The sequence below is a fragment of the Micrococcus sp. 2A genome (assembly GCF_039519235.1).
In the GTDB taxonomy this organism is placed as follows: domain Bacteria; phylum Actinomycetota; class Actinomycetes; order Actinomycetales; family Micrococcaceae; genus Micrococcus.
In genome coordinates this window covers 563,009-576,627 of the sequence record NZ_CP154351.1, presented here as the reverse complement: position 1 = coordinate 576,627, position 13,619 = coordinate 563,009, and the positions used below count along the sequence as shown (strand labels likewise).

General features: G+C 73.0%; 14 protein-coding genes. 9 read left to right on the top strand and 5 right to left on the bottom strand.

The features are described from left to right. Window positions 1–45: 45 nt before the first annotated feature. On the bottom strand, window positions 46–1,614 hold the full coding sequence (gene ahcY / locus AAG742_RS02700) for an adenosylhomocysteinase (protein ID WP_298714110.1): 1,569 nt from the start codon (window positions 1,612–1,614) through the stop codon (window positions 46–48). A 101-nt stretch (window positions 1,615–1,715) separates the two neighbouring features. Next, a complete protein-coding gene (locus AAG742_RS02695; RefSeq protein ID WP_248115511.1) occupies window positions 1,716–2,069 on the bottom strand; it encodes a DUF3499 family protein in 354 nt (117 codons plus the stop codon). A gap of 75 nt (window positions 2,070–2,144) precedes the next feature. Here AAG742_RS02695 and AAG742_RS02690 point away from each other — a divergent pair, with 75 nt between their 5' ends. After that, the gene (locus AAG742_RS02690; RefSeq protein WP_298714108.1) at window positions 2,145–2,708 is read left to right on the top strand and encodes a hypothetical protein; all 564 of its coding nucleotides are present in this window, start codon (window positions 2,145–2,147) and stop codon (window positions 2,706–2,708) included. A 30-nt stretch (window positions 2,709–2,738) separates the two neighbouring features. Here AAG742_RS02690 and AAG742_RS02685 read toward each other — a convergent pair whose 3' ends face one another. Beyond that, window positions 2,739–3,269: a WhiB family transcriptional regulator gene (locus tag AAG742_RS02685; protein ID WP_343282416.1), complete on the bottom strand. Its 531-nt coding sequence runs from the start codon at window positions 3,267–3,269 to the stop codon at window positions 2,739–2,741. 124 nt (window positions 3,270–3,393) lie between these two features. On the opposite strand from AAG742_RS02685, the gene AAG742_RS02680 reads away from it, so the two are divergent. After that, window positions 3,394–4,095 carry a TIGR03089 family protein gene (locus AAG742_RS02680; protein ID WP_343282256.1) on the top strand — a complete coding sequence of 234 codons (702 nt, stop codon included), beginning with the start codon at window positions 3,394–3,396 and terminating at the stop codon, window positions 4,093–4,095. Here the strand turns inward: AAG742_RS02680 and AAG742_RS02675 are convergent. Next, window positions 4,079–4,645, bottom strand: a complete 567-nt coding sequence (locus AAG742_RS02675) for a GtrA family protein (RefSeq protein WP_343282255.1) — start codon at window positions 4,643–4,645, stop codon at window positions 4,079–4,081. The two genes, AAG742_RS02680 and AAG742_RS02675, sit on opposite strands and share 17 nt — an antisense overlap. A gap of 185 nt (window positions 4,646–4,830) precedes the next feature. On the opposite strand from AAG742_RS02675, the gene AAG742_RS02670 reads away from it, so the two are divergent. The 4 genes from AAG742_RS02670 (at window position 4,831) to manA (ending at window position 9,576) form a co-directional block, all read left to right on the top strand. Next, complete coding sequence (locus AAG742_RS02670) at window positions 4,831–6,075, top strand: 5-(carboxyamino)imidazole ribonucleotide synthase (RefSeq protein ID WP_319075091.1); 1,245 nt, start codon at window positions 4,831–4,833, stop codon at window positions 6,073–6,075. 74 nt (window positions 6,076–6,149) lie between these two features. Further along, complete coding sequence (gene purE / locus AAG742_RS02665; RefSeq protein WP_248115509.1) at window positions 6,150–6,641, top strand: 5-(carboxyamino)imidazole ribonucleotide mutase; 492 nt, start codon at window positions 6,150–6,152, stop codon at window positions 6,639–6,641. Beyond that, window positions 6,641–8,293, top strand: a complete 1,653-nt coding sequence (locus tag AAG742_RS02660; RefSeq protein ID WP_343282254.1) for an LCP family protein — start codon at window positions 6,641–6,643, stop codon at window positions 8,291–8,293. The genes purE and AAG742_RS02660 overlap by 1 nt, the downstream gene beginning before the upstream one ends. Window positions 8,294–8,331: 38 nt before the next feature. Continuing rightward, window positions 8,332–9,576 (top strand): mannose-6-phosphate isomerase, class I, encoded by a 1,245-nt coding sequence (gene manA / locus AAG742_RS02655; RefSeq protein WP_343282253.1) that lies wholly within the window; start codon window positions 8,332–8,334, stop codon window positions 9,574–9,576. Window positions 9,577–9,618: 42 nt separating this feature from the next. On the opposite strand, the gene glpX is transcribed toward manA, so the two are convergent. Beyond that, complete coding sequence (glpX, locus tag AAG742_RS02650) at window positions 9,619–10,632, bottom strand: class II fructose-bisphosphatase (protein ID WP_248115437.1); 1,014 nt, start codon at window positions 10,630–10,632, stop codon at window positions 9,619–9,621. A 93-nt stretch (window positions 10,633–10,725) separates the two neighbouring features. On the opposite strand from glpX, the gene AAG742_RS02645 reads away from it, so the two are divergent. The 3 genes from AAG742_RS02645 (at window position 10,726) to AAG742_RS02635 (ending at window position 13,547) form a co-directional block, all read left to right on the top strand. Beyond that, window positions 10,726–11,328 carry a DUF4245 domain-containing protein gene (locus AAG742_RS02645; RefSeq protein ID WP_248115436.1) on the top strand — a complete coding sequence of 201 codons (603 nt, stop codon included), beginning with the start codon at window positions 10,726–10,728 and terminating at the stop codon, window positions 11,326–11,328. After that, window positions 11,325–11,999 carry a carbonic anhydrase gene (locus AAG742_RS02640; protein ID WP_343282252.1) on the top strand — a complete coding sequence of 225 codons (675 nt, stop codon included), beginning with the start codon at window positions 11,325–11,327 and terminating at the stop codon, window positions 11,997–11,999. The genes AAG742_RS02645 and AAG742_RS02640 overlap by 4 nt, the downstream gene beginning before the upstream one ends. Window positions 12,000–12,257: 258 nt before the next feature. Next, window positions 12,258–13,547 (top strand): hypothetical protein, encoded by a 1,290-nt coding sequence (locus AAG742_RS02635; protein ID WP_343282251.1) that lies wholly within the window; start codon window positions 12,258–12,260, stop codon window positions 13,545–13,547. Window positions 13,548–13,619: the final 72 nt, after the last annotated feature.

The following is a 13,619-nucleotide window of genomic DNA, read 5'->3' as shown; positions in this document are numbered from 1 at the left end:
TCGGTCCTGCGGTGGGCACCCCGGAGGCTCCGCGGCGCGAGGGGGTCAGTAGCGGTAGTGGTCGGACTTGTACGGGCCGGCCACGTCCACGCCGAGGTACTCGGCCTGGGACTTGGTCAGCTCCGAGAGCCCGACGCCAAGGGCGTCCAGGTGCAGGCGCGCCACCTTCTCGTCGAGGATCTTCGGCAGGGTGTAGACCTGCTTCTCGTAGTGCTGACCGGTGAGGGCGCCGGTGCCGGTGGAGCCGCCGAACAGCTCGATCTGCGCCATCACCTGGTTGGTGAAGGACGCGGACATCACGAAGGACGGGTGGCCGGTGGCGTTGCCGAGGTTCAGCAGGCGGCCCTCGGAGAGGACGATGATCGAGCGCTCGGCGTCCGTGCCGGCCTCGAACGTCCACTCGTGGACCTGCGGCTTGATCTCGGTCTTCACCACGCCCGGCACGCGGCCCAGGCCGGCCATGTCGATCTCATTGTCGAAGTGGCCGACGTTGCCCACGATGGCCTTGTCCTTCATGCGCAGCATGTCCTCGGCCATGATGATGTCCTTGCCGCCCGTGGTGGTGACGAAGATGTCGCCGAGGCCCACGACGTCGTCGAGGGTGGCCACCTGGTAGCCGTCCATCGCGGCCTGGAGCGCGCAGATCGGGTCGATCTCCGTGACGATCACGCGGGCCCCCTGGCCGCGCAGCGCCTCCGCGGCGCCCTTGCCGACGTCGCCGTAGCCGCACACCACGGCCACCTTGCCGCCGATCAGCACGTCCGTGGCGCGCATGATGCCGTCCGGCAGCGAGTGGCGGATGCCGTACTTGTTGTCGAACTTGGACTTCGTGACCGAGTCGTTCACGTTGATGGCCGGGAAGAGGAGCGTGCCCTCCTGCGCCAGCTGGTAGAGGCGCAGCACGCCCGTGGTGGTCTCCTCGGAGACGCCGCGCAGGGTCTCCGCGGTGCGGGTCCACTGCTGGGGGTCCTCCTCGAGGGAGCGGCGCAGGGTCTCGAGGACGATGCGGTACTCCTCCGGGTCGTCCTCGGTGGCGGACGGCACGGCGCCGGCGGCCTCGAACTCCACGCCCTTGTGCACGAGCAGGGTGGCATCGCCGCCGTCGTCCAGGATCATGTTGGGGCCCTTCTCCGGGTCCTCGGCGGCGCCGGGCCACGTGAGGATCTGGGAGGCGGTCCACCAGTAGTCCGTCAGGGACTCGTTCTTCCACGCGAACACGGGCACGCCCGCGGGCTCCTCGGGGGTGCCGGAGCCCACCACGACGGCGGCCGCGGCCTCGTCCTGCGTGGAGAAGATGTTGCAGGAGGCCCAGCGGACCTCGGCGCCGAGCGCGGTGAGGGTCTCGATCAGCACGGCGGTCTGCACGGTCATGTGCAGCGAGCCGGCGATGCGCGCGCCGGCGAGCGGCTGGGACTCGGCATACTCCTCGCGCAGGGACATCAGGCCCGGCATCTCGTGCTCGGCGAGGCGGATCTGGTGGCGGCCGGCCTCGGCCAGGCCCAGGTCGCGGACCGTGAAGTCGAACGTGGCGCCGGGGACGGTGGCGCGGTTGGCGTAGGCCGGGTCGACGTCGGGGGTGCGGGGCACGGCGGGGCTGGCGGGGGTCTCAGTCATGCGGTCAGCCTACCGACGTGGGCGCCCCCGCGGGCCGGGTGCCCACAGAATCGTCGGCGGCTCCGTCACCGGTCAGCTCCCCCGGGGGCGGCCAGAAGGTGTCAGGGGTGCACCGGATTCTCGGGCCCCTCGTCGCGGACGAGGCGCAGGCCCGGGCGCGCGGCGGGCGCGGGCGGAGCGGCGCAGGCGGACGGCGCGGGCGGCGCCTCGGCCGGGGGCACGGCGCCGGCGGCGCCCTGCGGCGGGACCGGCTCGTAGCGCTCGGGCAGCGCGAGGCGCAGCACCTCCCACCCGCGGGGGGCGGTGGTGCGGCGGGCGTGCTCGCCGCAGAGGTCGTAGGTGTGGGGCTCGGCGCGGCGCGAGAGCGGGCCGATCACCACCGTGGAGTCCGCGTAGTTGTACGTCAGCGTGGCCAGGGCGTCCCCCTGGCATCCGGTCTTGCTGCAGCGTCGCATGGCTCCCACGGCGACCCAGCCTACTCGGCCCCGGGCGCCGGGCCCGCCCCGGGCCTCGTGTCCTACAGTGTCCGCATGACCGCGCCGGACCCCCTCGACCCCCTCGCGCCCGTGCCGGGCGGCGGAACGGGTGACGCGCCGCGCGACGGGACGGGCGCGGGCAGCGGAGCGGACGACGGCTCCCCGGGGGCCGGCAGGCGACGACGGCGCCGTCGCTCCGGCCTGCGCGACCGCCACGCCCGCGGGCTCCGACACCCGCGCCCCTTCGGGGCCCGCTCGGAGCGCGGCCGCAGCGAGGCGCTGCTGACGGCCGTCGAGAAGGCGGTGGAGCGCCTGGGCGACCTCGAGGCGCCGGGCCTGGCCCGCGTGACCGTGCGCGTCGAGCGCATCCCGGACCGCCTGGAGGAACGGCTGCGGCTGCTCCACGCGGGCGCGGAGCAGGACGAGGAGTCGCTGTTCGCGCGGGCGGAGCGCGAGGGCCCCGACGGCGTGCTGCTCACCCTGTTCGAGCGTCCCCTCATGGAGTCGGCGGACCCGGGGGACCTGGACGGCGCGGTCTACGGCGTGGCGCTGAGCCGGTGTGCGCAGGCCCTCGGCGTGGACCCTCAGGTGCTGGACCCGAGCTGGGGCCGGGCCTAGCCCGCAGTGCGGGCCGGACGGCCCTGGGACTCAGCCGCGCTCACGGCGCAGGCGGCGGCGCTCCCGCTCGGAGAGCCCACCCCAGATCCCGAAGCGCTCGTCGTTCGCCATGGCGTAGTCCAGGCACTGGCGGCGCACGTCGCACGCGGCGCACACCTTCTTGGCCTCGCGCGTGGAGCCGCCCTTCTCCGGGAAGAACGCCTCGGGGTCCGTCTGCGCGCACAGCGCGTCCACCTGCCACGCGAGGTCGCCCTCCACGGGCTCCGTCACGACGCCGGGCAGCGCCTCCCACGGGGATCCGACGGCCGGGGCCACAGCGGGCGCGGGCTGCTGCGGCACCTGCTGCGGGAAGAGGGCGGTGACGGTGGCACGCGGGGCGTCGTCGACGTCGTGGGCGGCGAGGAAGGCCGAGGCCTGCGCCTCCAGGCCCTCCTCCTGCGCCCAGCCGGCGGCCGGATCCGCGGGGTCCAGGAACCAGTCGCTCGGCACGGCGCGGGCGCGAGCGGCGGCCTGACGCGACTCCCCCGCGAATGCGTCCTCGGCGCGCTGCATGCTCTCCATGATGACGGCCTCCCGGGGCGTTGCGTGCATGGTTCAGAGCACACCCTACACGGGGAGTTACACGGGTGTGATTCGCAGCCGCCGAGGCCGATCCGCCCCGCGGGAAGGGTGCCACACTGGCCCCATGGTCTCCCTCTCCACGCCCCGTTCCGGCGGCCCGCTCGTGGCCCGCCTCGCCTCCTCCCCGCGCCCCGCGATCGTGCAGGAGCCCTCCCCGGCCGGCGCCCCCGCGGCGGACGAGCATGGCGCCGTGGACCAGCGCATCGAGCTCTCCGGCGCGGTCACCGTGAACTGGGCGGCGAAGGCGGCCGGCCTGCTGGCGGACGAGGGCATCGCCCCCGGTGACGCCGTGCACGTGGACCTGCCCGAGCACTGGCTCTCCCACGCCCTCGCGCTCGGCGCGCTGTGTGCGGGCGCCGAGCTCTCGGCGGGGGCTCCCGACGACGGCGGCGCCGGCCCGGGTCCCTCCCCCGCGCCCGCCGCGGTGCTCACCGACCGGCCGCAGGACTGGACGGACCCGGCGACGGCGGTGCTCGCCGTCGCGCTGCCGCGCGGGCTCGAGCCCGAGTTCGGCGGGGACGCGGACCTGGAGCCCGGCGTCGTGGACGTGGCGGCGGAGATCCGCGCGCAGCCGGACGCGCTCCCCGGCCCCGTGGACCACGTGACGCCGGGGATGCTGCCGGCGGGGGCCGACGGCGTCGGGGAGGAGGTCGGGGAGAAGGGGGATGCCACGACGGGGTCGGGGCGGGCGCGCCTCAGCCTCGCCTCCGTGCGTCACGCGCTGGAGGCGTGGGACGCGGGTCGGGCGGTCAGCGTTCGGGGGTGACGGCGTCGTCCTGGGACATGGGCTCGCCCGGGTGCCGGTCGTGGTGGTGGAACACCGGCAGCTGGCCCGTGAGGAGGGCGATGTCCCCCTCGTAGCCCGGCTCGGCGTCCAGCTCGTCCTTGAACACCCAGAAGCGGTAGGCGAAGTACCGGAACGTCGTGCCGAAGAAGAGGCCGATCACGTTGCCGGCGATGAACAGGCCCGTGGGGTCGGTGACGCCCATGAGGTACTGCGCGATGAACACGCAGCCGGCCTGGATGCCCAGGCCGATCGCGTTCATCACGAGGAACATGACGAGCTCGCGGACCACGTTGGCCTGGCGCTTGTGGCGGAAGGTCCAGTAGCGGTTGGCCACCCAGCTGAAGAGGGTGGCCACCACGCCGGCCCAGATCTTCGCCTTGACGTTGGAGCCCTCCATGGGGCCGGTCATGAGCCACCAGAACACGGCGGAGTCGATCACGAAGGCCAGCGCGCCCACGGTGCCGAACTTGGCGACTTCGCGCCAGAGCATCGAGACGAGCCCCGTGAAGCGCTGCCAGAGATCGTTCATGGGCGGGGGCACCTCGTTCGGATGGGGGAGGGGAAGAGAGGGGGGAGCGCAGAGCGGACCCCCCCCGGACGGCTGGGAACACTGTAGCCCCGGGTGTGGGCGACGACGCGCGGCGGGCGGGGCGCGTGGGCGGGTTCACAGAGATCAGTGACGGACTTCCCAGACCGCCGGACTACCCTGGCGAGGTGACTTTTCCTCGACTCGGAGTGATCGGCGGCGGCCAGTTGGCGCGCATGATGGCGGCCCCGGCCGCGGAGCTGGGCGTGCCCTTCCGCGTCCTCGCGGAGGCGGAGGACTCCTCTGCGGCCCAGGTGGCCCCGCATGAGGTGGGCGACCACACGGACCTGGCCACGCTGCGCGCGTTCGCCTCCACCGTGGACGTCCTCACCTTCGACCACGAGCACGTGCCCACCGAGCACCTGCGCGCGCTGGAGTCCCTCGACGTCGCCGTGCACCCCGGCCCGGACGCGCTCCAGTACGCGCAGGACAAGCTGCTGATGCGCGAGGCGGTCGAGCGGCTGGGCCTGCCCAACCCCGCGTGGGCCGCGGTGGACACGCTCGAGGACGTGGTGGCGTTCGGCGACGAGCACGGCTGGCCCATGATCCTGAAGACCCCCCGCGGCGGCTACGACGGCAAGGGCGTCCTCACGCTGGACGACGCCGACGACGCCCGCGCGTCCGCGGCGGACGGCACGCTGGGCACGTGGCTCGCGGCCGACATCACGCCCCTGCTGGCCGAGGCCCTCGTGCCCTTCGCCCGCGAGCTCTCCGTCCAGGTGGCGCGCACGCCCTCCGGCGAGGCCGCCGCCTACCCCGTGGTGGAGTCCGTGCAGACCGCCGGCGTGTGCGACCTGGTGATCGCCCCCGCGCCGGACCTCGACCCCGCCGTGGCCGCGGCCGCGAGCGCCGCCGCCGCGCGGATCGCCGAGGAGCTCGGCGTGACCGGCATGCTGGCCGTCGAGCTGTTCGAGACCCCCGGCGTGGGCCCGGGCTTCCAGGTGAACGAGCTCGCGATGCGCCCCCACAACTCGGGGCACTGGTCCATGGACGGCGCCGTCACCGGGCAGTTCGAGCAGCACGTGCGCGCCGTGCTCGGCCTGCCGCTGGGCGAGACCGCCCCGCGCGGCACCGTGGTGATGAAGAACATCCTGGGCGGCGCGCGCGAGGACCTCTACGCCGGCTTCGCCGAGGCCATGGCGGCCCACCCCGCGGCCAAGGTCCACACCTACGGCAAGGACGTCTCGCCGGGCCGCAAGGTGGGCCACGTGAACGTGGTCGCCGCGCCCGGTGAGGCCCTCGCCGACGTCGTCGCCGAGGCTGAGTCCGCCGCGGCGATCCTGCGCGACGGCGCGGAGGCGGCGCCGTCGTCGTCCGCCCGCCCGACCACCCCCGACGCCACCGCGTCCGACACCCCGGAGGCCCGCCCGTGAGCGCACCCGAGACCCAGGCCGACGCGCCCCTGACCCAGCCGCTGCAGGACGAGGCGCCCGTCGTCGCCGTCGTGATGGGCTCGGACTCCGACTGGCCCGTGATGAGCGCGGCCGCCGAGGCCCTGCGCGAGCTGGGCGTGCCCGTCGAGGTGGGCGTGGTCTCCGCGCACCGCATGCCCCACGAGATGGTCGAGTTCGGGGCGCGCGCCCACGAGCGCGGCATCCGCGTGATCGTGGCCGGCGCCGGCGGCGCCGCGCACCTGCCCGGCATGCTGGCCGCCGTCACCCCGCTGCCCGTGATCGGCGTGCCCGTGAAGCTCAAGAGCCTGGACGGGATGGACTCGCTGCTCTCGATCGTGCAGATGCCCTCCGGCGTGCCCGTGGCCACCGTCTCCGTGGACGGCGCCGCGAACGCCGGCCTGCTGGCCGCCCGCATCCTCGCCGCGGGCGAGGGCGCGGAGGCCGCCCGCCTGCGGGACGCCCTGGTGGCGCACGCCGCCGGCCTCAACGCCCAGGCCCAGGCCAAGGGCTCCCGCCTGCGAGACCGGATGGCCGCCGAGCGCTGATGGGCAGCATCGCCGCCGCCGACCACCTGGATCCCCTGCGGGACCCCGTCCGCGACCCCCGCGCCGCCACGCCCACCGAGCGCACCCGCCGCGGGGCCATCCTGCTGGCGCTCACCGCCCTCGTGCCCGGCGGCGCGCAGGTGGTGGCGGGCAGCCGCCGGCTCGGCCGCCTCGCGCTGCGCGTGACCATGGCCGTGTGGGCGGTGCTGATCGTGGGGCTCGTGCTGTGGCTGACGGCCCGCGGCGTCCTGCTGAACCTCCTGGCTCAGGACACCGTGCTGCTGGCGCTCTCCGCACTGCTGGTCGCGCTGGCCGTGGGCTGGGGCGCGCTGTGGGTGGACACCTTCCGCCTGATCCGCGTGAACCTCCTCGCCCCCGGGGCGCGCAACCTCACCGCCGCGTCCACGATCCTCGCCCTGCTCCTCACCACCGGCGGGCTGCTCTACGGCGGCTGGGCCATGAACGCGGGCCGGAGCACGCTCGGCCAGGTGTTCGGGGACGGGCCGGCGGTGGCCCAGGCCGACGGCCGCTACAACATCCTCGTGATGGGCGGCGACGCCGGCGAGGGACGCACCGGGCTGCGGCCCGACTCCATGCACGTGGCCTCCGTGGACGCGCGCACCGGCCGGATGGTGATGCTCTCCCTGCCCCGGAACCTGCAGAACGCGCCCTTCACGCAGGACTCGCCGCTGTGGCAGGCGTACCCGGACGGCTTCTCCTGCGGCGACGACTGCATCCTCAACGCCCTCTACATGGACGTCACCAAGAAGCACGCCGACCTCTACCCGGGGGCCGCCGACCCCGGAGCGGAGGCCATGATGGACGCCGCCGGCGGCATCCTCGGGCTGGAGATCACCGGGTACGCACTCATGGACATGGGCGGCTTCGCCCAGCTGATCGACGCCATGGGCGGCGTGGACGTGGTCTCAGGCGGGTACGTCACCCACCGCGGACAGCGCCCGGACGGCGAGTGGGGCAACGTGTGGTGGGCCCCGGGCGAGCACCACTTCAACGGCGAAGACGCCCTCGCCTTCGCACGCTCGCGGCACTGGTCCTCGGACTACGCGCGCATCCGCCGCCAGCAGTGCATGCAGGCCGCCATGCTGCAGCAGTTCACCCCGGCCACCGTGCTCACCCGCTTCGAGGAGATCCTGAAGGCGGGCCAGCAGGTGGTCACCACCAACCTGCCGCAGAGCCAGCTCGGCACGTTCGTGGACCTGGCCGAGCGCTCCCGCGGCCAGGAGATGGAGCGCCTGACCATCGGCCCCCCGGACTTCGGCACCGCCGAGGACCACTTCACCACCTACCCCGACTACGACGAGGTCCACCGCCGCGTGGACGAGGCGCTCGCCGGGACGGGCTCCTCCTCAGACACGTCGTCGGAGAACGCGCCGTCGTCGGGCAGGACGGGCGAGGCGGGCAGGACGGGCGAGGCGGGCGTGAGCCCGCTGCCGCTGCTCGCCGTGCTGTCCCAGGCCGCCGCGGAGGAGGACGGCGTGGACAAGGACGACCCGAGCACCTGGCCCGCGGCCCCCACCCGGCCCGACGGCCAGCCCTACACCGCCGAGGACCTCATGCGGGCCGAGGACGCCGGGCAGGAGGACGTGCTCAACCTGGTGTCCTCGACCAACGGACTGTGCGCGCCGGCCTGAGCCGCCTGCCCCGATGCCCCTCGCCTAAGCTGGAGGGCATGCATGTCCTCGAGCCGATCATCCGTGACTACGCGTGGGGCTCCACCACCCTGCTGGCCGGTCTGCAGGGCCGCGAGCCCACCGGTGAGCCGGAGGCGGAGCTGTGGCTCGGCGCCCACCCCGGCGCCCCGTGCGGCGTTCCGATGGGAGACGGGCGGCGCGTGGGCCTCGACGAGCTCGTGGCCGCGGACCCCGAGGCCATGCTGGGAGCCGCGGCCCCCGGCGGGCGGCTGCCGTACCTCGTGAAGCTGCTCGCGGCGGGGCAGCCGCTCTCCATCCAGGCCCACCCCACGCTCGAGCAGGCCCGCGCCGGGTTCGCCGCCGAGGAGGCCGCGGACGTGCCGCGCGACGCGCCGCACCGCAACTACAAGGACGACAACCACAAGCCCGAGATGCTCGTGGCCCTCACGGAGTTCTCCGCCCTGTGCGGCTTCCGCCCCACCGAGGAGTCCTCCCTGAGCTTCGAGCGGCTCGCCCAGACCCTCACCGAGTACGCGGACGGGCAGACGTCCGTGGCCGCCGTCGCCGCCGCCCGCATGAGCCAGGCGCTCGCCACGGGCGATCTGGAGGGGACGTTCTGCGCGCTGCTCGACGGCGAGTCCGCGTGGTCCGCCCCCGGCGCCGTGGCCCAGGCCGTGGAGGCGCTGCAGGGCGCGGAGCACCTGATCCTGCAGGACCCGGCGCTGGCCACGGCCGTCGAGCTGGCCCGGCACCACCCCGACGACCCGGGCGTGCTCGTGGCCGTGCTGCTCAACCGCGTGGACCTGGCCCCCGGCCAGGCGGTGCACCTGCCGGCGGGCAACGTGCACGCCTACCTGCACGGGCTGGGCGTGGAGGTCATGGCGGCGTCAGACAACGTGCTGCGCGGGGGGCTGACCGTCAAGCACGTGGACATCCCGGAGCTGCGGCGCGTGGTGGCGTTCGAGGCGCTGCCCGTGCCCTACACCGAGCCCGAGCGCGTGGCGGACTCCGTGGTGGCGTACCGGCCGCCGTTCGAGGAGTTCGAGCTGCTGCAGGCCACCCTCGACGACGACGGCGACCGCGCGCTGACGCTCTCCGGCCCCGGGCTCGCGGTGGTCACCCGGGGGCGGGCCCGGCTCGCCCTCGCCGGGCAGGAGGTCGTGCTCGGTCCGGGCGAGGCCGTGTTCCTGCCGGCCGCGGAGACGGCGGGCGGCCCGCTCGTCGTCGCGAGCGCGGACGGCGCCCCGGCGACCGTCCACGCGGCGGGCCTGCCCCGCCACTGAGCACTTTCGCCAGCGAAAAGGCAGGGGGTGGGGGTCAGCGGCTCAGCGCTCCTCGAGCCACTTGGCCCACTTCTTGACGTCGTGCTCGGCGTCCACGGTGCGGACGGTGCCGGACTTCGAGCGCATCACGATCGACTGGGTCTGCACGCGGCCGTTCACGAAGCGCACGCCGCGCAGCAGGTCGCCGTCGGTGATGCCGGTGGCGGCGAAGTAGCAGTGGTCCGAGGTGACGAGCTCGTCCGTGGTGAGCACGGCGTCCAGGTCCAGGCCGGCGTCGAGGGCCTTCTGGCGCTCGGCCTCGTCCACGGGGGCCAGGCGGCCCTGGATCACGCCGCCGGTGGCCTTGATGGCGCACGCGGTGACGATGCCCTCCGGGGTGCCGCCGATGCCCATCATCATGTCCACGCCGGTGTCCGGGCGGGCCGCGGCGATCGCGCCGGCCACGTCGCCGTCGAGGATGAACTTCACGCGGGCGCCGGCCGCGCGGATCTCCTTCACGAGGCCCTCGTGGCGCGGGCGGTCCAGCACGCACACGGTCACCTGGGAGACGGGCTTGCCGAGGGCCTTGGCCACGAGGTTCACGTTCTGCTTCACGGGCAGGCGCATGTCCACGAAGTCGGCGGCCTCGGGGCCCACCACGAGCTTGTCCATGTAGAACACGGCGGAGGGGTCGAACATGGTGCCGCGCTCGGCCACGGCGAACACGGAGAGGGCGTTGTTGTAGCCCATCGCGGTGAGGCGGGTGCCGTCGATCGGGTCCACGGCCACGTCCACGGGGGCGCCGGCGCCGTCGCCGACCCTCTCCCCGTTGAACAGCATCGGGGCCTCGTCCTTCTCGCCCTCGCCGATCACCACGGTGCCGTCCATCGCCACGGTGTCCATGAAGGAGCGCATGGCGTCGACGGCGGCACCGTCGGCCTTGTTCTTGTCGCCGTAGCCCACCCACGGGCTCGCGGCGATGGCGGCCGCCTCCGTCACGCGCACCAGCTCCATCGCCAGGTTGCGGTCCGGGACATGGTTCTCGTAGCCGGTCTTCTCCGAGGACGCGTTCGTCATCGTGTCTCCGATCCTTCTCGCGGTGCGCCGTCGCTGCGGACTGGCGTGTGGGCGGCTCTGCCCTCCCCGTCATCCTACGGCGGGAGTGGCAGAATGCCTCGGGTGAGCTCCCCCGCACCCGAGACCGCACCGGCCGCGCCGGCGCCCCGCCCCGTCCTGACCGCCAAGCAGGCGCAGCGGGCCAACCAGCCGTGGATCGGCATGCTGCTCTCGGTGCTCGCCACCCTCGCCCTCGTGCTCGTGGTGGTCGCGCTCAACCCGAACCCCGCGCCGCGCGCTCCCGGGGACCGGGTGGACGTGGCGGAGGCCGCCGCCACGGTCCCTCACGACGACGGCGCCCTCCCGGCCCTGGCCCCCGAGGTCCCGGAGCCCTGGTACGCCAACTACGCCCGACTGCAGCCGATGGACGGGCTGCAGACGTGGGACGTCGGCTGGGTGGTGACGGACACCGTGTTCGCCGGGCTGCGGCAGACCGCGGACGCCGACCCCACCTGGCTCGCGCTCCGCGTGGGCACCGCCCCGGCCGAGGAGTCCGTGGACGTGGACGGGATCACGTGGCAGCACATGGAGCCCAAGGAGTCCGCCGAGCAGCACTTCGTGGCCGAGGTGGACGGCAGCATCGTGGTGCTGACCACCACCGGCGGACGCGAGGTCCTGGAAGACCTGGCCCGCGCCGTCGCAAAGGAGATCCGATGACCACCCCCCACACCCGACCCGAGACGACGCCGGCCCCCGACGTCGTCGTCCCCACCTCCGACCTCACCCCCGCCGAGGCGTGGGAGGTCCTCGCCGAGGGCAACCGCCGGTTCGTGGCGGGCGAGCCGAGCCACCCGAACCAGAACGCGGAGCGCCGCAGCGGCCTGACGGCCGGTCAGGCCCCCGTCGCGGTGATCTTCGGCTGCTCCGACTCGCGCCTGGCGGCCGAGATCATCTTCGACCTGGGCCTCGGCGACGTGTTCGTGGTGCGCACGGCCGGCCACGTGATCGACGACGCCGTGCTGGGCTCCATCGAGTACGGCGTGGACGTGCTGGAGATCCCGCTCGTCATCGTCCTGGGCCACAACTCGTGCGGCGCCGTCACCGCGACGGTCGAGTCCTACATCTCCGGCACGATGCCGCGCGGCTTCGTGCGCCCCCTCGTGGAGCGCATCATCCCGTCCGTGCTGGCCGGGCGTCGCCGCGGACTGGAGGAGGTCGACGAGTTCGTGGTCGAGCACGTGGACCAGACCTGCGACCACCTCATGGAGACCTCACAGTCCGTCCGCGCGGCCGTCGAGTCCGGGCGCACCGCCGTCGTCGGGCTCACCTACTCGCTGTCCGAGGGCACCGCGCGACCGGGCCGCGTGCACGGCGACCTGACGGTGTGACGACGTCGGGCGTCCGCGCCGTCCTAGGATGTGCCGCAGCCCGCACAAAGCACAGGGTGTTCCAAGGACACCTCGGGCTCCAACAGCTCAGCTGAGGCACGCGTTGCGGTGGCCCCGAAAACACTGCAGAGAGCCACCGACTCTTCTGCTGTTAGCAGGACATGAAACCAACCGGCGGCACTCCGACCCAAACATAGGGATACACATTCGATGAGACGGAAACTGGGCCACAGCCCGTTGTCATGGCGAGGTCCTACCATGGAAAGCTTCCTGCCCGATGCGCGTAGGGCCCGAATGGCACTCCTTGTCTTGGCTGCAGTCGGGTTCGCATGGCTACTCACCCCGCGGATTTATGGCCCCTTTACAGACCATCTCCATAAAGAGGACGGCCTCATTTTCCTCAGCGGCGAACAGGCGGGCGAGTCGCTCCTCACGACCTACACCGGTTATCTCCATGTGGGCCCCCGACTGGTCACCCAGACGTGTGCAGCGGCCCCGCCGGAGGCCTTCGCCGCGTGCGTCGCTGGAGGGAGCGCAGGTCTCCGCGTGGCGCTAATGGTCCTCGTCTTCGCCGTCCTGTCCCCCTACGTCCGTCGATGGGGGTGGGCGCTAGGCGCCGCCGGTCTTGTCATTTTCGGCGGTATTGGCCAGCAGGAAGTCCTGGGAAACGTCACCAATCTCCGCTGGTTCCTTGACACCGCGGCAACCATGGCCCTGCTGGGTTCGTTCAAGCGTCTGGGGCTCATCATCCTGGCCAGCGTGCTCCTCATCCTGGGAGTGCTGAGCGACCCCCTGGCCTTGTTGCTCGCGCCCGTCGCGCTGTGGCGGCTCTTCGCCTTGGAAGGCCGCGCGAAAATCGTCCCGGCACTGTACTTCCCTGCCGCCGCTCTACACATCGCACTCCTCAATCCAGAGGCGAGGGGGTCGTTTCTCCCCGAGTTCTTCGTGGATCCACTGATCAACACACAGAACATGGTCGTGCGCTCTTTGACTGAGGCGGTCCTCGGTGAGACGGGGACGACGGCCGCCCTGGCGATTGCAGGGCCACTTGCGGTGACAGTCCTCACGATCGTCACATTCGCTCTGCTCTACCTCATTGGATTCCGCCGGCTACACACGCAGCAGAAGTGGATGGCCGCCCTGCTCGCGGCGGCTGGCTTCCTCTTCCTTGTCGCGACCGTGAACTTCATGGACCCGCACGAGATCGATGTTGCCCACGGCGTCGCACGCGCATCGCGGTACGCCCTGATCCCCTCGCTCATGGTCGGTGCTAGCCTCGCTGTGCTCCTCAGTGAGTACCCTCGAACGGCCTGGGGACGAAGCGTGAGGGCTGCAACCGTCGGCTTGATACTCGTGGGCTCCGTAGCTGACTCCCGTGGTGATGAATGGGCGACCCGGGGGCCCTCCTGGTCCGCAACGGTGGAGGAAACACGTAAAGCCTGTGAGGGCGGTGCGGAAATGCTCACAGTCGACGTCACCCCACAGGGTGTGCCAAAGGAGTGGACTGCCGACCTCAACTGTTCGTGGGTTACGCCGGAGGCGGCCTGAACCGCGCGCGTGCACGGCGACATGACGGTGTGACGACGTCGGGCGTCCGGTACGGCACCGGGCGCCCGCGCC

Coding starts and splice junctions, on each gene's coding strand:
- glpX (WP_248115437.1), bottom strand. CDS start 10,632: ATGACGAACGCGTCCTCGGAGAAGACCGGCTACGAGAACCATGTCCCG.
- AAG742_RS02690 (WP_298714108.1), top strand. CDS start 2,145: ATGACCGCGCCGGACCCCCTCGACCCCCTCGCGCCCGTGCCGGGCGGC.
- manA (WP_343282253.1), top strand. CDS start 8,332: ATGCATGTCCTCGAGCCGATCATCCGTGACTACGCGTGGGGCTCCACC.
- AAG742_RS02660 (WP_343282254.1), top strand. CDS start 6,641: ATGGGCAGCATCGCCGCCGCCGACCACCTGGATCCCCTGCGGGACCCC.
- AAG742_RS02645 (WP_248115436.1), top strand. CDS start 10,726: ATGCCTCGGGTGAGCTCCCCCGCACCCGAGACCGCACCGGCCGCGCCG.
- AAG742_RS02685 (WP_343282416.1), bottom strand. CDS start 3,269: ATGGAGAGCATGCAGCGCGCCGAGGACGCATTCGCGGGGGAGTCGCGT.
- AAG742_RS02635 (WP_343282251.1), top strand. CDS start 12,258: ATGGAAAGCTTCCTGCCCGATGCGCGTAGGGCCCGAATGGCACTCCTT.
- AAG742_RS02695 (WP_248115511.1), bottom strand. CDS start 2,069: ATGCGACGCTGCAGCAAGACCGGATGCCAGGGGGACGCCCTGGCCACG.
- AAG742_RS02640 (WP_343282252.1), top strand. CDS start 11,325: ATGACCACCCCCCACACCCGACCCGAGACGACGCCGGCCCCCGACGTC.
- AAG742_RS02680 (WP_343282256.1), top strand. CDS start 3,394: ATGGTCTCCCTCTCCACGCCCCGTTCCGGCGGCCCGCTCGTGGCCCGC.
- AAG742_RS02675 (WP_343282255.1), bottom strand. CDS start 4,645: ATGAACGATCTCTGGCAGCGCTTCACGGGGCTCGTCTCGATGCTCTGG.
- ahcY (WP_298714110.1), bottom strand. CDS start 1,614: ATGACTGAGACCCCCGCCAGCCCCGCCGTGCCCCGCACCCCCGACGTC.
- purE (WP_248115509.1), top strand. CDS start 6,150: ATGGGCTCGGACTCCGACTGGCCCGTGATGAGCGCGGCCGCCGAGGCC.